General features: G+C 42.6%; 12 protein-coding genes and 2 pseudogenes. 3 read left to right on the plus strand and 11 right to left on the minus strand.

Going from position 1 to position 16,140, the window contains the following annotated elements:
- Window positions 1–48: 48 nt before the first annotated feature.
- Both AC6I8Y_RS18605 and AC6I8Y_RS18610 read right to left on the minus strand, forming a co-directional pair.
- A pseudogene (locus AC6I8Y_RS18605) lies at window positions 49–1,458 on the minus strand (MFS transporter).
- Window positions 1,459–1,530: 72 nt separating this feature from the next.
- Entirely contained in the window at window positions 1,531–2,601 is a 1,071-nt protein-coding gene (locus AC6I8Y_RS18610) for a cellulase family glycosylhydrolase (protein ID WP_498022607.1), read from the minus strand.
- 211 nt (window positions 2,602–2,812) lie between these two features.
- On the opposite strand from AC6I8Y_RS18610, the pseudogene AC6I8Y_RS18615 reads away from it, so the two are divergent.
- Window positions 2,813–3,839, plus strand: a pseudogene (locus tag AC6I8Y_RS18615) (LacI family DNA-binding transcriptional regulator).
- A gap of 15 nt (window positions 3,840–3,854) precedes the next feature.
- Here AC6I8Y_RS18615 and galM read toward each other — a convergent pair.
- From galM to AC6I8Y_RS18655, 8 genes are all read right to left on the minus strand, one after another.
- Window positions 3,855–4,919 (minus strand): galactose-1-epimerase, encoded by a 1,065-nt coding sequence (galM, locus tag AC6I8Y_RS18620; RefSeq protein ID WP_498022608.1) that lies wholly within the window; start codon window positions 4,917–4,919, stop codon window positions 3,855–3,857.
- Between the two features lie 8 nt (window positions 4,920–4,927).
- Complete coding sequence (gene galK / locus AC6I8Y_RS18625; RefSeq protein WP_498022609.1) at window positions 4,928–6,088, minus strand: galactokinase; 1,161 nt, start codon at window positions 6,086–6,088, stop codon at window positions 4,928–4,930.
- 116 nt (window positions 6,089–6,204) lie between these two features.
- The gene (locus tag AC6I8Y_RS18630; RefSeq protein ID WP_498022610.1) at window positions 6,205–7,257 is read right to left on the minus strand and encodes a UDP-glucose--hexose-1-phosphate uridylyltransferase; all 1,053 of its coding nucleotides are present in this window, start codon (window positions 7,255–7,257) and stop codon (window positions 6,205–6,207) included.
- Window positions 7,258–7,310: 53 nt separating this feature from the next.
- Window positions 7,311–8,321 (minus strand): UDP-glucose 4-epimerase GalE, encoded by a 1,011-nt coding sequence (galE, locus tag AC6I8Y_RS18635; protein WP_498022611.1) that lies wholly within the window; start codon window positions 8,319–8,321, stop codon window positions 7,311–7,313.
- Between the two features lie 651 nt (window positions 8,322–8,972).
- Entirely contained in the window at window positions 8,973–9,962 is a 990-nt protein-coding gene (locus tag AC6I8Y_RS18640) for a DUF2955 domain-containing protein (RefSeq protein WP_498022612.1), read from the minus strand.
- A complete protein-coding gene (locus AC6I8Y_RS18645; protein ID WP_498022613.1) occupies window positions 9,952–11,016 on the minus strand; it encodes an HlyD family secretion protein in 1,065 nt (354 codons plus the stop codon). The genes AC6I8Y_RS18640 and AC6I8Y_RS18645 overlap by 11 nt, the downstream gene beginning before the upstream one ends.
- Window positions 11,017–11,523: 507 nt before the next feature.
- Entirely contained in the window at window positions 11,524–11,967 is a 444-nt protein-coding gene (locus AC6I8Y_RS18650; RefSeq protein ID WP_498022614.1) for a hypothetical protein, read from the minus strand.
- A 365-nt stretch (window positions 11,968–12,332) separates the two neighbouring features.
- Window positions 12,333–12,719 carry a hypothetical protein gene (locus AC6I8Y_RS18655; RefSeq protein ID WP_498022615.1) on the minus strand — a complete coding sequence of 129 codons (387 nt, stop codon included), beginning with the start codon at window positions 12,717–12,719 and terminating at the stop codon, window positions 12,333–12,335.
- Window positions 12,720–13,656: 937 nt separating this feature from the next.
- Between AC6I8Y_RS18655 and AC6I8Y_RS18660 the strand changes: the two genes are divergently transcribed.
- The gene (locus AC6I8Y_RS18660; RefSeq protein ID WP_498022616.1) at window positions 13,657–14,148 is read left to right on the plus strand and encodes a hypothetical protein; all 492 of its coding nucleotides are present in this window, start codon (window positions 13,657–13,659) and stop codon (window positions 14,146–14,148) included.
- A 384-nt stretch (window positions 14,149–14,532) separates the two neighbouring features.
- A complete protein-coding gene (locus AC6I8Y_RS18665; RefSeq protein WP_498022617.1) occupies window positions 14,533–15,435 on the plus strand; it encodes a helix-turn-helix transcriptional regulator in 903 nt (300 codons plus the stop codon).
- 137 nt (window positions 15,436–15,572) lie between these two features.
- Here AC6I8Y_RS18665 and AC6I8Y_RS18670 read toward each other — a convergent pair whose 3' ends face one another.
- A complete protein-coding gene (locus tag AC6I8Y_RS18670; RefSeq protein ID WP_498022618.1) occupies window positions 15,573–16,010 on the minus strand; it encodes an AMP-binding enzyme in 438 nt (145 codons plus the stop codon).
- Window positions 16,011–16,140 lie beyond the last annotated feature (130 nt).

A 16,140-nucleotide genomic window follows, 5' to 3' on the forward strand; every position in this document is an offset into this window, starting at 1 on the left:
ACTTCCTTTACGCATGTACAACTGTTAATTAGATCATTTTATGAAGTTCTAAACGGTACTCTTTTCAACGCTTACTTGTAAGTCTTTGTCATTCAGTGAGCTTTCCATAACACCTTCTGCAAATTCTCCACGTTGAAGCTTTTCGCGCAAAATAGCATGCTGATCTTCGGTAAATGTATATCGAGACATAATCAATATTCTCACCAAGGCTCCTAACGCTGGAAGCAACGCTATACAGAAAAACATGCCATTTAGAGCGGTTTCTGTCTGAGCTGCGTTTGGAACATAACCGATCATTGTAAGGATGAGACCCGTTAAGCCACCAGCTACGGCAACAGAAAGTTTGCCCGTGAATGTTTGTCCAGAGAAAGTTATAGCTGCAGTACGTTTTCCACTATGGTAGTACGAATATTCCACTGTATCTGCAATCATCGCTGAGATCAGGGGGTTAGTCATCATAAAGATAGCTGTGATCACGGCTAACCAAACCATGACGGTTGTTGGGTTATCATAGCCTGTCAAGTAGAAACCGATACGAGCGATAATCTCAAGCACACACAATGCAATGAAAATGTCCCTTTTTTTGAAGCGCTTAGTTAATACCGGTGTTGCGAGGCAAGCAATAGCGCTGACTAAAGTGATAGTACCAATTAACGAAACTAAACCTGCATCTCCCATATTATAAGTGAAGAAGAAGATGTATAGCCCATTGACCAGGTTAAAGAATACATTCATGAAGAACGCCGCTAGGATAAAAAATAACGGTTTATTTTTGCGCACAGCTTGGAAGGTTTGTTTGAGTGTTACTTTCTCACATGTGGCGGTAGAGATACGCTCTTTCGTATTGTAGAAACCATTAAGCATGAACAGCAAACCCGCTACCATAAGCACAATAACAGCTGGTAGGTAGCCTTGGTCTGCGCGCCCGTCGGCAAAGTATGCGCTTAATTTAGGGAAGAGTACCAATGTCGCGCCAATACCAGCATTAACACCCAGCATGGCACAGGTAGCGGCTTTGGCTCGCTCTTGAGGCTCATCGGTCATTACCGATGACATCGACAAAACGGTACATCAGAGATCGTATATAGTGTCCCCCACAAGATGTATGTGATACCAGCATAGATAACTTTCGTGGAAGTATCCGCGTCCATGTTATAGAAAGCTGCTACGGTTACCAAAACAATCAAAAAAAGGCGTAAAGAGCATATAAGGACGGAACTTGCCGAAGCGAGATTCTAGCGTGTCCATGTAACCTGCGATCAAAGGATCATTGACAGCATCCCACACCCTAGCTACGAGAAAAATGGTGCTTGCTGCAATTGGCGAAATACCTAAGATATCTGTATAAAAGTAGAGGATAAAAGAGCCCACTAAGCCAAAGCTAAAGCATTGGCCGACTCCGTAGCCGAAGTAAGACATCAGCTCTCTATTTGATAGTTTGTTTTGTAGAGTAGTCATTATTCACGTCTCGATTGTTGTAATTGTAGTTAGAAAACCGACCTTTTCCTTTAAGGCCGGTTTATTTGATCGCTAGTCCACTTCTGCGAGAGTTTGGATTAAACGCACCTCACTTGGGTCATAAGGTTGGCCCTGCTCGTCAAGTAGATCGTGGAACCATTGGCTTGCGTAATTTTCGTCGTTACGTTTGATTTCAGGCCAAGGTAGATGTGTCTGCGTTTTGCCCTTCACAAGTCCCCACTGATAACAACCAATGCTTTTCTCTTTATAAATAGGAAGTTGTTCATGTAGGTAGGATTGAGCATGACGTGCTAACCATTCCGTGCACATCATTGGGCGATTATGAGCTTCTACTACTTTCAAGGCTTCATGGAAGAGGTCTAGTGGCAGGTAGGCATGGAACGTAATGATGTCCGAAAGCTCCATAGCTCGACGATCTGTTGGGTGCTCAAAGATAGGCAAGCTTCGGTCCAGAATACTTGGGCAGTGCCATGCACCTACTGTTAATGGTTGTGTTGGATCAATATCACGAGCCCACTCAAATGCTTTTTCCATCAGTTCATGGCTAAAAGTTTCCATTTCTTCGTCGTAAGCCAGTTCACCTGTTGTAGTGAAAATCATGCGGTTTGTTGGCTCGTTGTACAGATCCCATATCGCGATACGCGGGTCATTTTTGTAAGTAGAAATGATGTCACGCACGTAAGCTTCGACCTCACCCCATTTCGACTTATCCATTACAACATTGCGCCCAGGGCTCGCTGCTGCCTGACTGTTGTGAAGATCTGGAACAGGTGCTTTTTGCTCACCTAGAAACGGATGATCACCAGAGAAACCACAATCATCCATTGGGGTCATCATTACCTTGATACCGTTACGCTCACAGATGTCTAAAAAGCGATCTATGCGCGTGTGTAACCCGTCACGGTCGGCCTGCCAAACGATGAAGGGCAAGTTAGTGCGCAATGTGTTGTAACCGACTTCCTTTGCCCAAGCGAGTTCTTCTTCCATGATTTCTGGTGCGAAGCTATCTGCTTGCCACATCTCGTTCCAGTTAACCGCCGTCCTTGGTAAGTAATTAAATCCACGTAACCAACCGTGCTCTTTTTGCCATTGCCACGCTTTGTCTTCTGACCATCTATTCATCTTACTAACCTTACAAATTAATCATTACTAATAATATTAGCTAATATATTATCCGCTCAAAAAAAGGCCATACGAAAGATAGTCAAACGTGCCATCGCTCACACCTTTCTTACCTTGGTAGAGAAGTTTTGTGATCTTTGACATAAAAAGATGACCTCATTTTCATAATTAGCTAATATCTTTAGTTAATAGAATTATATTGAAGTTCAAGATGGCTAAAAAAATCACTATGAGTGACATCGCAACTGCAGCGGGCGTGTCACAACCAACGGTATCTCTGGTACTTAATGGCTCAACATCAGTAAAAATATCTGACGCTACAAGGCGTAAAGTGCTGAAAACAGCAGAGGATCTCGGTTACCAAAACAAAAAAAGTCGTTCATGCATTAGGTAGACCAAAGAAAATTGCACTGGTTATAAATGGTTTAAGTAGCCATGACCCCTTTATTGACGCTGTTAATGGTGCTCGAGAAGAAGCATGGTCAAACGATTATATTTTGGTCACGTTCAATTACAGCCACGATGAAGTGTTGGCGAGCAAAATAGAGTCAGAAGTGAATTCTGGTGATTACGAGGGGCTGATTTATGCTTCGAGTATGACTCGTGAACTGGAGCAACAACGAGTAAACACCAAGCTTCCTACAGTACTGCTCAACTGCACGAATGTCAGCAAGCCTGAAACGCCAAGTATCCTTCCTGCAGATATGATAGGAGCCTACAAGGCGGTTTCTCATTTAACTGCGCAAGGCTATCGCGCGATTGCAATGTTGTCTGGAGAGAACTGGATGTTAGCCAGCAAGCAGCGTGTGGATGGTTATCGTCAAGCGCTCATTGATTCAGATATAGTCCCAATGCAAGATTACCTCAGGGAGGCTAATTGGTCATTGAAAGAAGCTCATGAACAAACGTTGTCACTACTCAAACTGGATCAGCCACCAGAGGCTATTTTCTGCAGTAGTGATTACATGGCGATGGGGTGTTATCAAGCCGTTGCTGAGCTTGGTTTGAAAATACCGCATGATATCGCGGTAGTCGGTTACGATAATCAGCAAATCGCTTCAGAAAGCTTTCCGGCGTTGACGTCCGTCGAGCTACCGTACTCAGACATGGGTAAGCTTGCGATAGAATCTTTAGTCTCGCTGATAGAAGTTCAACCCTTAGTCTCGAAAAAGCGCAAAGTCGAGGGTGAACTCATTATTCGTGCCTCCTCCACAACCACAAAAAAGGTGGGCATCTAGCCCACCAAATGCTATCTAAAACTCAAACTGATAAATAGTTCGATGTCGATAGACTTCCCCAACATTTAACACCCCACAGTTGGTGCCCCATTCCGGTCTATTAGGGCCATCTGGAAAGTATTGAGTTTCCAAAGCCAGACCGTCATACAACTCATAGTCCTTACTCTTGCCTGGTGTTCCGGCTAAAAAGTTGCCAGAGTAAAACTGTATTGCAGGATTGCTCGTCTTAACCAACATAACCACATCCTTTTGAGGAGCCGTTAATATCGCAGCGACAGACGCGCCATCTGTCACTTCAGGCTGGAATACAAAAGCATGGTCATACCCACCAGCAGATTTCTGATCTTGCTCTGCTAAGAAATCTCTACCTATCCTCTTCGCTTGGGTAAAATCAAAACTCGTTCCTGCAACGGATTTGAGTTCCCCTGTAGGAATCAAGCCGTCGTCTGTAGGTAAATAGTGTGAGGCAAATAACTGCAGTTCATGATCTAAGCTCTTTGTACCTGAGTTTTCACCTGCTAAGTTAAAATAAGCATGATTCGTCAAATTAACCGGACAGGTTTTATCAGTATTGGCCTCATAACCAATTAGAAGTTCATTGCTGTCCGTCAGAGTGTAGATGACTGTCACATCAAGATTACCAGGGTATCCTTGATCACCATCCTCAGAATGGAGCGTGAATACCACTTTTTGAGCGCTGCGTTCAACAATTGTCCAGCGTTTCTTATCTAAACCCTCTATCCCGCCATGCAGTGAGTTTTCGCCATTATTAACTCCCACCTGATAGACTCTTTTATCGATCTCAAACTGACCTTTTGCAATACGGTTAGCAAACCGACCAACGATCGATCCAAAGTAGGCATCTTGCTCTAAGTGCTCAACCATACTAGGTGAGCGAAGTAACACTTCGCGCTGCCCACCATTGACAGGAAGCGTACAACTCAACCACGTGGCACCAATATCCATAAACGAAGCAGTCATGCCATTAGCGTTAGTAAGATGAACCAGTTGGGCGAGTTGACCATCAAACGAGGGCGTCTTGCCCATCGATAGTTCTAATTGTTCAATGTGTTCTCCCATACATCCTCCTAAAGCACTTCAGTCAAGCCAGCGCCGTTTTTCGCTTGGCATACGTAAACTGACTCTTTTAGACCGGTCACAGCCTCGTATCTCGATTCTACCGTCGCTCTTACTTGATCTACCAATGTTGGTGGAACGAGTGCAACAATACAGCCGCCGAAGCCACCACCAGTCATTCGAACACCACCTTGATCACCAATCACTTCTTTTACCATATCAACCAAAACGTCGATTTCTTTCACAGTTATTTCGAAGTCATCTCTCATTGATTTATGAGACTCCGCCATTAACTCTCCCATACGTTTCATGTTATGAGCACTTAAAGCTTGTGCTGCTGCAATGGTACGTTCATTTTCTGTGATCACATGGCGTGCACGTTTTGCGACTATTTCGTCGAGCTCTGAGACTTTGTCGTTGAACTGTTCGATGGTGACATCACGAAGCGCTTGAACACCAAAAATTCGTGCTGCTTCTTCACATTGTTGACGACGAGTATTGTATTCACTGTCAACCAAACCACGTTTCTTGTTAGAGTTGATGATAACTACAGCCATATCTTCTGGCATTGAAACCGCTTTGGTTTCTAGGCTGCGACAATCCAATAACATGGCGTGGTTTTCCTGCCCTTCGGCAGAAATCATCTGATCCATAATGCCGCAGTTACAACCAACAAACTCATTCTCAGCTTGTTGACCTACCAGAGCTATCTCTGCTTGGCTTATTTCTAGGTTGAAAAGCACTTTAAACGTTTGGCCAATCACCACTTCGAGCGCTGCCGATGAGCTTAGCCCTGCACCTTGAGGAACATTGCCACTGACCGAAATATCAACACCTGTAAACTGATACCCTCTCGAACGGAGGGTCTTAACTACGCCGCGAATATAATTCGCCCACATTTTGTTATGCTGAAATGTAATTTCTTCCTTGATATCAAATTCATCCACTGCATTGCCGTAATCCACTGACACTACGCGAACCAAACTGTCGTCTCGCCTTGCTGCCGCGACAACCGTTTGGTAGTTAATTGCGCAGGGAAGAACAAAGCCATCGTTGTAATCAGTATGCTCGCCAATCAGATTCACACGGCCAGGGGCTTGGATAATGTGGCTCGGTGCGTAGCCTAATACTTGTTCAAAAGACGCTTTTACATTTGGAATTAAATCAGACATAGGGACGTTCTCTAAAAATTAAATCAGGTTTTGTATAGCGTGTTGTACTTAATGATTTTAATAAATCATTACGCTATTCCTTAAATCAGCCTCAGTACTCAAATTTCTGAGAATGATCATCGTTCTTTGTAATGCACATCGCTTAAATCACGGAGACGTTGCGCCGCTTGTTCTGCCGTCAAATCGCGTTGGCTTTCCGCTAGCATTTCATAGCCCACCATGAACTTACGAACGCTTGCACTGCGCAAAAGTGGTGGATAAAAAAGTGCATGCAACTGCCAATGATCAATATCAGTGCCCGCTTCAAAAAATGGCGCATAATGCCATCCCATCGAGTAAGGGAAAGAACATTGAAATAAGTTATCGTAGCGACTGGTCAACTTCTTAATAGCAAGCGCTAGATCGTCCCTCTGTTCGTCGTTGAGTTCGCTCATGCGGCGAATATGTGTTTTCGGCAACAACATGGTTTCGAATGGCCAAGCCGCCCAATACGGAACTAGTGCCACCCAATGATTGGTTTCAACAACTAATCGCGAGCGATCCTGTAACTCGGCTTGCACATAATCTACCAGCAGGTTACTGCCATTCTCTTGAAAATAAGCTTTAAGATTCTCTTCTTTACGCTCGATCTCATTCGGTAGAAAGCTGTTCGCCCATATTTGGCCGTGTGGATGAGGCTGTGAACAGCCCATCGTTTCACCTTTATTTTCAAATGCCTGAACCCAAACATAGTCTCTACCCAACTCTTCAATTTGATCGTTCCACGTATCAATCACACCGCGGATTTTATCAACTGAGAGCTCGGGCAGTGTTTTGCTATGATCGGGTGAGAAGCAAATCACTCGGCTCAAGCCACGCACACCTTGAGTTTTAAAGAGTGGGTTGTTTGACTCTGGCGCTTCAGGAGAGTCAACCATCAATGCTGCAAAGTCATTGTTAAACACATATGTGCCTTGATAGTCCGGGTTTGTATCGCCGGAGATGCGTTCATTTGTAGGACAGAGAAAACACTGTTCATCGTAGCTAGGCAGCTCATCGATTGCAGGCTTCTCATCAGCGCCGCTCCAAGGGCGCTTGGCGCGATGTGGGGAAACCAAAATCCATTGACCGGTTAATGGATTAAAACGACGGTGTGGATGATCTACTGGGTTAAATTCAACATTCGACATCTTATTTACTCTATTTTGTTCTTGCTAGCGCAACGCATCGCGCCGATCGATAATTAATAACCTTTAGGATTTTTAGATTGCCAATTCCATGTATCGGCAGTCATTTCCGCGATGCTGCGTGTTGCTTTCCAACCAAGTTCGCGCTCCGCTTTGTCCGTGCTGGCCCAACATTCCGCAATATCACCAAGACGGCGCGGACGCAGCTCATAAGGGACTGGGCGACCACAAGCCACTCCAAACGCTTCAACCATTTCAAGTACACTTGATCCTTTACCTGTACCCAAGTTGTAAATGTGAAGTCCGGCTTTTTCTCCAACCGATGTTAATGCTGCAATATGGCCATCAGCTAAATCCATAACATGAATGTAGTCACGCACTCCAGTTCCATCTCGTGTCGGATAGTCATCACCAAATATTGATAGGCTATCACGACGTCCTACCGCAACCTGTGCAATAAATGGCATTAGATTGTTTGGAGTACCTTTTGGATCCTCTCCCATAGTCCCTGATGGATGCGCACCAACCGGATTGAAATACCGCAATAGAGTAATGCTCCAATTGTTGTCAGCGGTAAACAGATCGCTCAAGCATTCCTCCACCATATATTTACTGCGACCATACGGATTGGTCGTCGAGCCGGTAGGAGAGCTTTCTGTAATAGGAACCGTTTTAGGGTCACCATATACGGTTGCAGATGAGCTAAACACAATACTTTTCACCCCAGCTTTCTGCATACAACGCGCCAACACCAAGGAGCCATTTACATTGTTATCGTAGTACTCCAACGGTTTCGCCACAGACTCGCCTACCGCTTTTAGACCAGCGAAATGAATAACAGCTTGAATGTCATACTTCTCAAATATCGAGTCTAAAAAAGCTTCATCTCGTATATCACCCAGATAAAAGGCAGGTTTCTTATCAGTTAGTGCCTCAATTCGAGATAGCACTTCAACATTAGCGTTGCATAAGTTGTCAACAATGATGGGTTCCATACCAGCATGAATCATCTGTAAACATGTATGACTACCTATGTACCCCAAACCACCCGTTACTAAAACTTTCACTTACTTCTCCAGAATCCAAGCTAATACTATTAACTAATATTATTAGCTAATAGTGTTTATCAAAAGAGGTGATGAACAAAAACAAGTTCACCTTCACATTTAGGTTCTGATTTCACTCACATTGCATGACCCTGATCACACTTGTTACAGTTCTATCATTGGTAGAGCCTGACTGAAGATCCAGTCGTTTTCGGCCAGAAGCCTTTAACTTTGTTTGGTTATAGTGCGGCAAGCTATAAATGACGCTGATGTGAAATGAGATTTTGGTGGTGTAATTTGCCCAACTATATCGAAGACTACTGAAGTAGAAGAGTGGAGAGTAATCGAACCACAGAAGTCCAGAAGAGAGGGGGGAAATGTATCGTTGATGTTATCGCTATAGAGATCTGTTAGTACATCTTAGAGCTAAAACTGTTTAGAGCAACCTTTCAGTTAATGTCATATCGAGGAATCAAAACCAAAAGACTGCAATCAGACTCGTTGACTGAATTATTTGTAGCTATAAGGTTCATAGTTTATGACATTAGATGTTGTAACTAATATATTAGTTCACATCAGCCTCCGATTTTACCCAACTAATACTAAGGTATTAAAAAAAGAAATTGCTCTAAGGCAAAGTCAGAACCCCATAACTTATCAGCCTAGTACTCTCTACACCTTTTTCATTGAGCCGAATAGGTTTAGCAACAGCACGCCAAGGAGGATCGCTACAGAAATAGAAAGTAATCGTGTGATTTGTACCGAAAAAGACTCAATTCCAAGGCTACTAATAATCTGATAGGTAAGAACTGTAAAGTTGGTGAACAACAGTTGGTAAATGGTCAAGTTTGTTTGACGACGTATCGCAAAACAAGCAAGTTGGAGACCACAAAAAATGGTTACCCCAAGCACAACATAAACCGGTGTACCAGATATTACAGTTAGCATACATGGAATTGTGAATAAAATACCTAAACTTGTAGTGATAATCCGATGGCGACCGAAAGAATGACTGTCTTGATTTATCGGGTGCTTAATCATGCAGCCAAACGTAATAGCTATTAGAAGTGTTTGCGAGCTTCCCGATGCTATAAGTGCGTATGTTACTACACAAAGTGCGGTTGCTTTGAACAGAATGGTACCGATATTTACTGACCCACCATAAAGGTTAGCATTGTCTGGTTGTATATCTTTCTCATCCCCAGGAAAGAGCCAGAAGGTGGCGTATGTAGTAATCAATGCAAGAACGAAACTAGTAAATAAAACCCAAGGAACGCCGCCTAATGACAAGCCAGCTTGCTGACTCATCACCATTATTATCAGTACTACGATTAAAGTCAGCGTCGAGACTATGTCTTTCGGATCGCGGTGACTTCGGTAATAGCTCCAACAAATTAGTGACCAAGAAAACAGAACAAAACCCGTAGACGAACTTATGAGAACCTTCGACAAAGAAGCAATACCAAAGCTTAGCAAAGAAAGTATGACCAGCAGTTTCAACATCATGCTTACAGGCGGTTTTGAAGGCATAAGTGTCAGAAAGATAACAATAAATACCGGCGCAATGAATGGTATGGAAGAACCTGAATACTGTAGGTAAAACAGTAAAAATATTGGACCAAATACCAATCTGATGATCGGGTTAGCAGGGCTATGAAACATAAGTTAGAATACTCAGTACTTTCATCCAAATTGTAGCCAACCACTCTCCAAAGGCACTCTGTTCAGTAAAAAAGGCCACGGTCGCTTTGGAGCCATAACGTATATTCTTAGGTATATCTTCACCTTCAAAAACAATATTTACAGGATAGCGCTGTGCATTAAGGGAATTTTTATCTGCAACCAAAAATCCAGTAGTTGGATCGACTTCGTTACTGCCACCCGTCCCCCAACCTATACTTTCTACCCTACCCTCAAATACACGTCCAGGAAGTGCGTCCAAAACGATCTTGGTTTTTTGACCTGCTTGAACATATTCAAGAGAGTTTTCACGAACTAGCGCCGAAACCCAAACCCCTCTTGGATCTATGAACGTTAACAGCGGGGAACCCGTAGTCGCCTTTTGCCCTATCGTTAATTGTAAGTTGGATACAATACCGTTAGATGGAGCAACAACCTTAGTTCTCTGTAAATCCAGCTGCGCCTTTTCTAAACTGGCGATGGCTGATAATATTTGGGGGTTGTCTTGTCCTTCTGGACCAAGATTATGTTTAGCTTGAGCCAAAGCGGCTTCGGCGGCTTCTAAGTTAGCTTGAGCACGCGCTTTTGATTCTTTGGCGTTGTCAAGTTCAGCTTCACTTAATACACCCTTCTCTGCTAACTCTGAAATACGCGCGGTTTGTTCCCTTGCGTTATCTCTAGCAGCCAGAGATTCGATAACTCTAGCTTGTGCCACTTCCACCGCTGCGGTATTTGCCCCAATATTCTGACCTGCAATAGCTAAGTTTGCTTCAGCTGTGCGAAGATTAATTAGATAGTCTCTCGGGTCAATCTCAAAAAGAATGTCACCAGCATTGACTACTTCGTTGTTACGTACATGAATTTCAGTTAAGTTCCCAGAAACTTCCGGCGTTATACGCACAAGATACGAATGGATTCTAGCAGTACTTGTAATCGGCGTTACTCTATCAGCCCACAAACTGTAGAGCCAAACAAGGAGCACAATGCCTATAACAATGAAACTCAACTTTCTGGACGATGACTCCGCTTTAGACATTTTACTTACTCTTTTTGTAATCCTTTTAAGGCTCAATCTTACTATTGTTAAAACGAATAGTGCAATAAAAACGATTAGCTATGATTGCAGTTCTGAAAACGTAATCTCTGATTTTACTCGAAAAAACCATGTTCCTTTTAGCAGATTAATTGACCAGTGATTTCACCTGTTATTCGAATCCTAAAGCTATTGAGATTCAACTTCCTATTCCATTGGTTGTTATCGTTCGTTTTGCACATAACTACTCCTAATAGTTTATTAAGTTACATAACTATTAAGTGCGTAGAGAAGTGGAGCCTGCCAGAGAGTCGACTATACACGTTTGATTCACGAACTTGGACGAGTGCACCTATTTATGGAGCTCCCTTAGCAACTTAACTAAGGGAGGATGTCTAAGGAACTTAATCCTTTTCTTTTGTATAGTTTCGCTGAAGCCTTCTAATGTATAGAGTTGATCAACGCTCAGGCGTTCAGTTTTAGTTGTCACTCAGATCTTCGTCAGTTTACTTAGTTCCCGGTTAGGCAACGTGAATATAATTCAAGAGCCTGCCCGCTCGCACCTAAGTCGTACGCCCCATTACTAACCCGACCTTTACGATCATGAATCTCAACTTGCACCCAATGGCTTCGGGCAACTGAGTTGAGAAATGACGGAGAAATTGGGTGTTGACCAATTGAAGTACTTTGAATGAACTCCATACCATCTGAAAATATCAGTTTGAATGCTCTTACTTCGTGTCCGGAGCTGTAGACAGATACTAACTGTTGACTCTCATCACGCGCGCTACTTATTGTCATTGACGGTTTGGTTGATTGATGTCCGCCGACATTGAATGAGCACCGTGAAGATGTTTGGTAGACATTAATATCATCATTTTTATACAGGTAAGAGTTTGCATTAGCGGTGGCACTAAGGGTTAAAAGTGTTGCCACAAAAATACGGTTTTTCATATCTATATCCACAAGTTTATAAAAGACAATCTCAGGTTTATCTCTTTAGAAATATATGCACTTAATTGAGCATGGCTATGAGTAAAGTCTGAAATAGCACAAAATTTTTCTCTCAACTCACTTTTTGAAACGTGAATTATTTGAAGAAGATGTAGGGGTTCATCAGAAGTGCCTTTTTGGTTCTACTAAACATTCCGCTAGGTCATTCGGCAGCAATGAACATTGTCTAACGTGTTCTTTTTGCAATGCTTAGTTCACGCGCTCTAGAATGATCGTTGGCTCGCTAGCCCCGATTGTTACTCGGTCCTCTTCAGCACATCGAGCGAGTTAAAGTATTGCAAGTTGTATGATTACTCGTTTTTTCATTAGCCGTAAGCCTTGTTGATAGCCTCGTTTAACTCCGCGCATTTATACTTGTTGTACTGTTCTAGAAATGGATAGTCCGAAACTTGCTTTATCATTCGTTCCGCTGTTTCCACTTCATCCAGATATAGCCCGTAGTGATACTCGTCAATAGAAAAGACAAGTTCGTCGGTTACTTCTATTGTATTCCCTACTCGCTCAACGATATCTTGCGGCGTGTCTTCCAAGAGCATCATGTTTACTGCTGTGCATAGCGCCACGCCTCTAGGGTTAAATAGCGTCTCTTTAAGTGTTGGATTCTGCTCCAGGAACGCGCTGTACTCAATGCGTTCCGCCATGGCTGGCATGGTTACCGCCGCTATAAGGGCACCTAGTGTTAGTTTCTTCATTTGCTTTCATCATGCTTAAAAGAGCTTCTTGTACTTAGTTGACGGAGTGTTCTTTTCGTGTAAAGCGTCGATTTCATCTATCTTCATACGAACACCCACGCAAGCGTTAAACCTGCTGAGTCTAAAGCTTCAAAAAGAGCTTTATTGTCTGGTTCAACCTGCGTTACTAACGGTTCATATTGTGATTTCCACGCTTTCTGGAAGTATGCTTTTACCACTATCCCGAACGATTCTAATATCTTTTTTGATGGACGCGATCCATCAAATGGTAAAAATACGTTACAAGCAGTTAGTTTATAATTCGAAGTGAAGATATACCTGTCCCATCTTGCTTAGTTCTTAAATGATGTTCTCAATTTTCGGTATAACCAGCCTTACCTGTATAAGCGCGCTATCGTCATCAAACCTAAGAATCCAGATCTATTTGAAACGCTTACTAACAAATGGATGCGCTCAACAACCATTTGATGCACATGATCCTACATAAAGGATATTGGGTTCCTCCCGCTTAGTGGTATAAGCACATGTACAAAGCATGGAAGTCACAAAATTAACAGTTCGCAACACGAGTAAACCACACAGAAAGAGAGCTACTAAAAGTTTTAGATTCACTAGGTTTGACAATCGACGACCAATTACTCGTCACAAACATAGTGCCAGACTACCGTGCGTTCTCAGCGATACACGAACTCAAAGAAGTCGATAAGGACAACAAAGCTTGACGTCGGCAATTGGGTGTACACCTACTTCTAAGACGTATAACGCAAATTATTCGGTCCACAGGTAGGAGTGCGCATCCGATTAGGTGGCGCGCGCATCCAGCTATCCGAAGATAAGTAGCGATAACGCGCACGAGAGCAAAAGCACAACAACACAAAACTAGAGCTGCGACGTCATAAGAGTAGCCTAGAACAACACTAACTATTAAGGCCATCAGATGACAGATAACGAACTAGTCGCGAAAGAATTTAAGCAACTAAAAAGTATTGCCGAGATCAACCGCGACGTAATGCACGAACTAATATTCACTAACAGGCTAGAGCACTACAACAAACTAAAAGAAAAAGTCCACCGTCCGGACGTCTGGAAGATTGAAGAAGAAGCCGGACATGATTGGATAGAAATGTCCAGGTTTAGGCCGACAACGGCGGACGATTCCGTCCATTTTCGAGAAGATTACACAGCGGAAAATTGGCGCGAGATTCTTAGCTATACGCGTAACAAATACATGGATTTGCACTTCCGATACTACCGCTTGTGCGCGGCTCAAAACATTTTTGACAACGGCGTAACAAGCAAACTAGAAGACGTAGAAAGGTTGGTTAATGGCGCGCTAGCCAAGAAAGACTATGAATCAAAGGGAGTTCATCCAGTGTTAGCTGGTGCAATCGGGTTCGCAATCGCATTAGTTTTAAAAGGCATGTTATGACACTGCCAAACGAACAAGAGCACATTAAACCTCAACTAGCTTAAGCAGAGAAAACAAAATAATTCAACGTCGGAAAACTTCCAATACGCACTACCCGTTACATTTTGCGTTAACTGGAGATTAGTCTAGTTATCGGCGTGGTGGACGGAGAAATAGGCACTCACATAACTCAGGACGTAGGATTAGCCGTTTGGGGCGGTGCTATATTTATTGCCGTTGTTGCTTATATCGTCTAAACCGTTTGGTTCAGACGATAAAGGAGCAAAAACTTTTATGTAAAAATACTCTTAATTGAACCACTTTGTATAAATGAATCGATTTCCAATCTGCTATGCAGCGTATAACAAACCATTTATTGAGTTAGCCCTTGATAAAGACTCAAAGATGTCTCAAATCCTCAAGCAGCTTCATTTAAAAGAGGAGGCCTTGTTAAGGAGTAACTTCTATTTACCGACACATGTGTTTGGTATTATTTCGCATGCGGCCGCCAGGATTACTGAAGAAAAAAGCATTTCATTGATGGCTTCACAAGTTGCAGACTCACCTGTTTTGCATCCTGAACTTTATCGCCGTGTTCATGACAGCAAAAACCTTGCTCAAGCTCTCAACGCCATTTTTGCGTACCAACATAAGCACAACTCCGACGCCAAAATTTGGATAGATTATGTCGAGGGTGAATTGCGTATTTGCCTAAATGGTTCGCTCAAACCATCAAACCGTGGTCATGACTATGCGATAGAATATGGGCTATTTCTACTTTTGAGAATAGTACGCAAGTTTTACGGTTCGGAATGGAAACCAAAATATATAGCCTTTCAACATAAATCCAAGTTTATTCCCAAAATCGCCCAACAGACAGAAAACAACCAAATTATTTATGGTGCTAGTTGTAGTTATATTCCTATTCAGCTTTCTCCAGAAGAGATTAAACCTTTTGAATTGAAACCTGCCGATTCTTCTAAAGAAAGTCTAAGTCAAGTTTGTCATGTGATCGATGCTTTTTGGAATACCGACTTCTTTAGTTTAGACTATGTTGCTCACTTATTCGGAGTATCAGAAAGGACACTTCAACGCTTGTTCGTTCAGCACAATACAACATTCAGAGACTATCTCAATAAAAAGAAAATTGAAAAGTCAGTCGAGCTACTCAAAGCAGGGGTTTCAGTGACGCAGATAGCCGACATGCTTAACTATTCTGATCCTCCAACCTTCGCAAGAGCAGTAAGAAAGCAATTGGGTATGTCACCAACTAAGTATATCAGTTCACTGAATATTGGCAATTTTTAGACAAATCTGGTTCAGCGAGTAATTTACCTCAACTAAAATCGAATAATGATTTTTGTTCACTTTCACAAGCAAAATAGAGACAGTCAGTAATAATACAAGTTTAAGTCTACTTAACCGATAAGTATGATGAGTAGGATTTATGATTCGATTTTTGGCAAGCGATCACGAAGTATTTTTTTAGAAATTCTATCTAATGATGAACGCGGAAAACTTGCGACAATAAATACCTTTCTTGGTACTTTAAAATCAGCCAATTTAGACTTGCAGTTGGATATAATTTCCATTGTGACAAACTCATGTTCTAAACTATTACCTTTTTCGTTAAGAGTTACAAAAGCAACAGGTACTTCACCGAGCATATGGTGTTGTTGACCGACAACAGCACATTCCATCACTAACTCAGAGTCATAAATAGCACTCTCAATTTCAAGTGCTGCTACATTCTCGCCACCGATACGAAGCATATCTTTGTAGCGAGCAACATAAAAAAGCCAGCCATTTTCATCTATACGTATGATATCTCCGGTATCTAAAGCACCACTGGCATCATAGGCATCTGCGGTAGCTTCAGGCATTTGATAGTATTCTTTGAATAGTGTTACACCAGGTTCCCCGTGAACAAACAATAGCCCTTGCTCACCGGGTCTGGCCGGTTGACCATTGTACTGGTCTAATAGAGCCGCACACTGAATTGAGAGACAATAC

The sequence above is a fragment of the Vibrio sp. KUL78 genome, from assembly GCF_059725505.1.

What these genes read in the sequence shown, in the direction of transcription:
- AC6I8Y_RS18610 (WP_498022607.1), bottom strand. Translation starts at nt 2,601, where the DNA reads ATGAATAGATGGTCAGAAGACAAAGCGTGGCAATGGCAAAAAGAGCAC.
- galM (WP_498022608.1), bottom strand. Translation starts at nt 4,919, where the DNA reads ATGGGAGAACACATTGAACAATTAGAACTATCGATGGGCAAGACGCCC.
- galK (WP_498022609.1), bottom strand. Translation starts at nt 6,088, where the DNA reads ATGTCTGATTTAATTCCAAATGTAAAAGCGTCTTTTGAACAAGTATTA.
- AC6I8Y_RS18630 (WP_498022610.1), bottom strand. Translation starts at nt 7,257, where the DNA reads ATGTCGAATGTTGAATTTAACCCAGTAGATCATCCACACCGTCGTTTT.
- AC6I8Y_RS18640 (WP_498022612.1), bottom strand. Translation starts at nt 9,962, where the DNA reads ATGTTTCATAGCCCTGCTAACCCGATCATCAGATTGGTATTTGGTCCA.
- AC6I8Y_RS18645 (WP_498022613.1), bottom strand. Translation starts at nt 11,016, where the DNA reads ATGTCTAAAGCGGAGTCATCGTCCAGAAAGTTGAGTTTCATTGTTATA.
- AC6I8Y_RS18650 (WP_498022614.1), bottom strand. Translation starts at nt 11,967, where the DNA reads ATGAAAAACCGTATTTTTGTGGCAACACTTTTAACCCTTAGTGCCACC.
- AC6I8Y_RS18655 (WP_498022615.1), bottom strand. Translation starts at nt 12,719, where the DNA reads ATGAAGAAACTAACACTAGGTGCCCTTATAGCGGCGGTAACCATGCCA.
- AC6I8Y_RS18660 (WP_498022616.1), top strand. Translation starts at nt 13,657, where the DNA reads ATGACAGATAACGAACTAGTCGCGAAAGAATTTAAGCAACTAAAAAGT.
- AC6I8Y_RS18665 (WP_498022617.1), top strand. Translation starts at nt 14,533, where the DNA reads ATGTCTCAAATCCTCAAGCAGCTTCATTTAAAAGAGGAGGCCTTGTTA.
- AC6I8Y_RS18670 (WP_498022618.1), bottom strand. Translation starts at nt 16,010, where the DNA reads ATGCCTGAAGCTACCGCAGATGCCTATGATGCCAGTGGTGCTTTAGAT.